The organism is Brachyspira sp. (assembly GCF_029258575.1).
GTDB lineage: Bacteria > Spirochaetota > Brachyspiria > Brachyspirales > Brachyspiraceae > Brachyspira.
The window spans coordinates 1-5082 of sequence record NZ_JARHYI010000123.1 but is presented as its reverse complement, the minus strand read 5'-3'; the positions used below and the strand labels follow the sequence as shown (position 1 = coordinate 5082).

At 25.6% G+C, this 5082-nt stretch carries 5 protein-coding genes and 1 pseudogene; 2 read left to right on the top strand and 4 right to left on the bottom strand.

Translation table 11 applies throughout. From position 1 onward, the window contains the following. Nucleotides 1-199 (top strand): annotated as a pseudogene (locus Q1J76_RS09770) (Eco57I restriction-modification methylase domain-containing protein); the annotation flags it as partial. A gap of 73 nt (nucleotides 200-272) precedes the next feature. On the opposite strand, the gene Q1J76_RS09765 reads toward Q1J76_RS09770, so the two are convergent. The 3 genes from Q1J76_RS09765 to Q1J76_RS09755 all read right to left on the bottom strand — a co-directional run bounded on the left by Q1J76_RS09765 (nucleotide 273) and on the right by Q1J76_RS09755 (nucleotide 2851). Next, a complete protein-coding gene (locus tag Q1J76_RS09765; RefSeq protein ID WP_300369887.1) occupies nucleotides 273-977 on the bottom strand; it encodes a B3/B4 domain-containing protein in 705 nt (234 codons plus the stop codon). A gap of 98 nt (nucleotides 978-1075) precedes the next feature. Then, nucleotides 1076-1279, bottom strand: a complete 204-nt coding sequence (rpmE, locus tag Q1J76_RS09760; protein WP_020004042.1) for a 50S ribosomal protein L31 — start codon at nucleotides 1277-1279, stop codon at nucleotides 1076-1078. Nucleotides 1280-1459: 180 nt separating this feature from the next. Then, on the bottom strand, nucleotides 1460-2851 hold the full coding sequence (locus tag Q1J76_RS09755) for a hypothetical protein (RefSeq protein WP_300369886.1): 1392 nt from the start codon (nucleotides 2849-2851) through the stop codon (nucleotides 1460-1462). Nucleotides 2852-3272: 421 nt separating this feature from the next. Here Q1J76_RS09755 and Q1J76_RS09750 point away from each other — a divergent pair, with 421 nt between their 5' ends. Next, complete coding sequence (locus Q1J76_RS09750; RefSeq protein WP_300369885.1) at nucleotides 3273-3842, top strand: ankyrin repeat domain-containing protein; 570 nt, start codon at nucleotides 3273-3275, stop codon at nucleotides 3840-3842. A gap of 244 nt (nucleotides 3843-4086) precedes the next feature. Here the strand turns inward: Q1J76_RS09750 and Q1J76_RS09745 are convergent. Then, nucleotides 4087-5082, bottom strand: a 996-nt coding sequence (locus Q1J76_RS09745) for a motility associated factor glycosyltransferase family protein (RefSeq protein ID WP_300369884.1), incomplete at its 5' end; no start/stop codon positions are given.

Here is a 5082-nt window from a genome sequence, read left to right as displayed (position 1 = left end):
GGCGTTACCGTGCGGATTGGTGCTACAGCTCGTAGTAGGCAGTGATTTTTACGAGAGCCAGTCGGTGCTTGATTTTGACGAGGAGACGCAATATAAAATAAATTGTTTTGATTGGGAGGACGAGTTTAAAAATATTTTTAAAGGGGGCGGTTTCGATGTGGTAATAGGTAATCCGCCGTATGTAAGAATACATTTATTAGATAAAATACAGTTAGATTATTTTAAAGTAAGGATAAAGATAATAAAAAAGAGTAGTTTGGTTTATATGTAAGTTAAAATTCTATATGATTATTTTTAGAATCTATCATACCTGTTTTTATATTACAGTTGAAAAATTTTACTAATAATTCAGCAAGCTCATCTCTGGCTTTAATAGCCTTATCATCATTGATTCCGATGAAAGCATCTATAGGAAATATTATATTTGAAGAGTTTTCAGTAATTTTTCCATATTCGCTTTGTCTCCATATCCATCTTCTAGTTCTCACCTCGTTAGAAACAGCATAAACTAATTCATTTTTATCAACATTTTCTTTATTGCTTTCACCGAAAGGAAGAAAAGTATCACCATTAGAAGAGTATCTTACATAAAAATCCTTATCATTCATAGAGTCCAAATCATGAGCCCCCATAGGAAGTTTATATTTAATGGAAACAGCATTAACTAAATCTACTATAGAATTAATTTCAGGCATTCCTTTTTTATTTGATATTCTAGTGAGTAGGGCTTCTATAGAACACATAAATTTATTAGGATTGATATTAAGTTTTTGAAAAGCATCTCTATATGGTTTAATATATTCGCTTTCTTTAATTTTTATGTTTTCAAAATCATTTTCAGCTTTTGAAATATTTTCTTTAAGCATTAAAGATATATCATTTATTTTATTAGTATTATTAATACCTTTAGCTATAATTACAACAACACACATTGTATCTAAAGTTTCAAATACTTTATTTTCTATAATAAATTTCATAGCAATTCCTTAATCTAATAAAGATGATATAAAAAAATAATTAGTTCAAGTTTATACTCAAACTAATTATTACAAAATGTCCATATAAATTTTAATTATTATTTTTTTAAACCATAACGTTTTTTAAATTTATCAACTCTTCCAGCTGTATCAAGAATTTTTTGCTTTCCAGTGAAGAAAGGATGGCAATTATGACAAATATCTACGTGTAAACTTTTTTGTACAGAATGTATTTTAAAATTAGCACCGCATGCACAATTGACATCTGTTTCAAAATATTGTGGATGTATATCTTTTTTCATTGTTTCTCTTCTCCATTAATAGTAAAATTATAAATCATAAATAATTGCAATTATATTATAAACTCTCTATTTTTGCAATAGCTTATAATAATAAATTCAATTAAAAATATTTTTAAATTTTATTAAAAAAATAAGCGAGAAATAAAACTTCCTCACTTATTTTTCTATTTCATTTAATTATTAATTGATAACAGTATCATAGTAATTAACTATATACCAATATTCTCCCATTCTTCTTAAAATAAAAGTTCTTTTTACAATAGGATCATAGATATTTCCTATATCAGCATTAAAGTATCTATGATAAAGTCTAGTTTCTACTTCGGCTTTAGGAAGTCCGTATTCTTCTATAATTGTTACTTTATCAATAGTATAATTTAGAAGAGTATAAGTTACAGCAGGATCATATTCTTTTTTAATAAGATTTAACACTTCTGTATAATGCTCTTTCAATTTAGCATCTTTAGTAGTAATTATATCTCTTTGTAATTCTGCTATAAAGTTATTTCTTACCTGTCTGTCATAAGCAGAAGATAAATATTTTTTAAACTCTTCAAAAAGTACTTTTCTGTCTTCAGGCAAAGAAGTTCTATAAAGAATATCAAATCTTATAGCAAGCTCTCTTATATTGCTTGACTTATAAGCCATTTCAAGATTATTAAGGAAATTATTTCCAAAATTTGTTCTAATCATATCAGCACTTACAGTATCAGAGAATTGATTTCTTAAAAAATCTTCAAAACTTAATTCTCTAGCCTTTTGACGAATACCAGTGTCTGTAAAATCTTCTAAATATGCATTGCTGTAATTATTTCTGTATGTTTCATAATATCTTTGGCTTATGCTTATTATTGAAGGCATATGCATATAGTTGTAATAATTACTCCAATCTCTTTTTTGCATAGCAAGTAAAGTATTTGATATTATACTTGACGGAGAATAGTCCTGTAAAATATTTTGATTTGTTGAAACCACATTATCATAAGTAGGCATAGTATTAGTACTTTGACTTTCATATGCTCTAGCTTCATCTAATAGGAAATATGCAGTATCCACCTGTATATAAAAATTATCACTTATTTCAGGCATAGGATTGAAACTGCCTTCTATTCTGTATCTTCCAGTTTTGTCAAAATAGAACCAATTATTCAAATCTATATAATATGAATAACTTTCACCTTCATTAAGGGTTACAACTCTATCTTTAGAAGTATCCAAAGCTCTTTCATTTTTATATTTCCAAAGAGTATAATTATCTGATGATACCACAGGATTATTATAATTATCATAAACTGTGAAATTATAATTATTAAAAGGATTAGATGAGTTGGTGAAACTTATAGTTCCCTTTTTAGCATATATTTTTATCTCCATAGTAATAGGTTCATTTAATCTGTACCTATTAAGATCAAAACTCATACTTATGGTATAGCTTGAAGGAGAAACTACATTATCATCTGGATAAATTCTCTTTATTTGATCCAGCATAATTGTATCTAAAAAATTATCATTTTGAGCAAATATCTTAGAACAGCCCATTAAAAATAAAAGTAACAATATTCTATATTTCATATCTAATTACCTTAAAAAATACTACTGTTAATCTTTATCGGAAAAAATATAAAATACAATAAGAAAAAATATGGTTTTCAAATATTTATTTATATAATTATATACTAAAATACTGTTTATTAATATATGTATATATGTATTATAGTATTTATATAAAAATGTTGTATTTGTAAAAAAATTAAGCATTTAAAAATTAATGTTATTAAGTAATTAATATTGAGATTTTATTTATTAATTTAATATGTATTTTTATGGTGGAATAACTACTATGCATACAGCTATTAAAATTCAATTAAAAAATATTCATTGAAAATTAATAAAAATATAAAATCTGAGTAATAATATGAAAATTTTATTAGTAATTTTTTCTATGATTTTTCTTTTATCATGTTCAAAATATTCAAAAGAGCTGTAGCAGGCATTGAAAAGCCATGAAAATGATAAAGGTATTGAAGAAATAAGTGTTTTAATAAAAGATAAAAATTTTGACAGAGCTTTGTATAATTCAGCATTGCTTGGATATTCTGATATAGTTTCAGGGCTTGTAAAATCGGGTGCTGATATTAATAACAGAGGAGTTGACGGATCTACACCTTTAATATTGGAAAACATTGATGCTGCAAAAATTTTAATAGATAATGGTGCTGATATTTCAATAAGCGATGATAATGATAAAAAAGCATTTAATTATATTGTTAATAAAAAAGATATAATCGGGCTTGTATCAGTAATGTCTAAAAAAGAAAAAAGAGATTATTTTACACTAGAAGATTATGCTCATTTTGAAAAACGCAAATATACTTTTAAATATTATATATTCAAAGCTGAAGACGATATATTTTATTTAAATCAAATATCTTTACTTGATAATAATAACAAAACAAGCACTATTTATAAATATAATTCAAAAGACAATTCAAGAATGACTATAGATGATATTTCATACAGTTTTACTAATGCTTTGATTGGTGCTAATTATTATAATGAATAAAAATTAATATTTAAGTAGAAATAAAAATGAAAAAAATTATTATACTTTTTAGTTTTGTTTTATAAGTCTAATATTAAAAATAAATTTATACATCTAATCATTAGTCTTTTTTGCAGCTTTGACGCTGTCCTCCATTGGCGTGCGGCAGGAAAAAGTTGATAATTCTATATAAAGAGCATCAGTTTATAAACTTAAAAATTTTTATTATATTTTAAATTTATCTAATCGTATGTGTAAAAAATTGTTATTCCAATTCTTTATTTATCTTTATCAATGCACGCTCTATTATGTAATGATTGAATTCGATACTGTCTTTCATAGCTTCATATAATTTGAAAGAACTTAATATAGCTTTGTTCATAGTTTCATCTTTAAACTCAAAACCTTCTGTAATAGTCTTGATAGTTTTCTGCATAGTTATGCCTAAAAATTCATTAACCTTGCTTATATTAAGTATTTTTATATCTGCTTCATCTAGTTTTGCAATGAGCTTATCAACTTTTCTATGCCTTGATAATTCATCATTTATAGTGTAGCAAAGATTAATTGCTTCTTCTACATAAGGCTTTAATGAGATTATTTCTTTATCTATTTTTATTAGTCCGTTTTTTAAGCTTTCAAGTATTTTCGTTTTATCTTGTATATTTGTATCATTTTTGTCTATGCTTATATTTATATTTTCAAATTTATCTATAAGTTCCTGAAGTGTAATATTTTCCATAGCTTTTATTATCACTCCACCCTCTGTAGCATTATAGAATTTTATTTTGCTGTTATTGGTACATTGAACTTCATACCAATTCCTGTACATGTCGAATCTTGAATCAGTAAATACACTTTCACCATAAACATTTTTTTCTTCTCTTAGATTTCCAGATACAAGTACTTTATATATTCTGCTGTCGTAAGAATCTAGTTTTCCTATTTCAGTAAAGAAATTTTCTTCATGATAGCTTCCTTTTATATGTGTCTGATGATTCGGAAATGATAAATCAAGTCCAACCATTATTATAGGATTGGCACCTATTCTCACAGCAAAATCATAAGCAGCAGTGGAAACACTTCCTCCCATAGTAATGTCGCCCCTTTTACCTAATGGATTCATAAAGTATTTTGCCAATGGAAATATAGAATCTATAAAATATATAGAGCCATTAAATGATTCTACAGCCTCATGATCAACAGATGACTCTGCTATTAATACAGTATCTTCAAAATGAATATTCCTGAAATATTTAGA

Coding starts and splice junctions, on each gene's coding strand:
- rpmE (WP_020004042.1), bottom strand. CDS start 1,279: ATGAAAAAAGATATACATCCACAATATTTTGAAACAGATGTCAATTGT.
- Q1J76_RS09755 (WP_300369886.1), bottom strand. CDS start 2,851: ATGAAATATAGAATATTGTTACTTTTATTTTTAATGGGCTGTTCTAAG.
- Q1J76_RS09765 (WP_300369887.1), bottom strand. CDS start 977: ATGAAATTTATTATAGAAAATAAAGTATTTGAAACTTTAGATACAATG.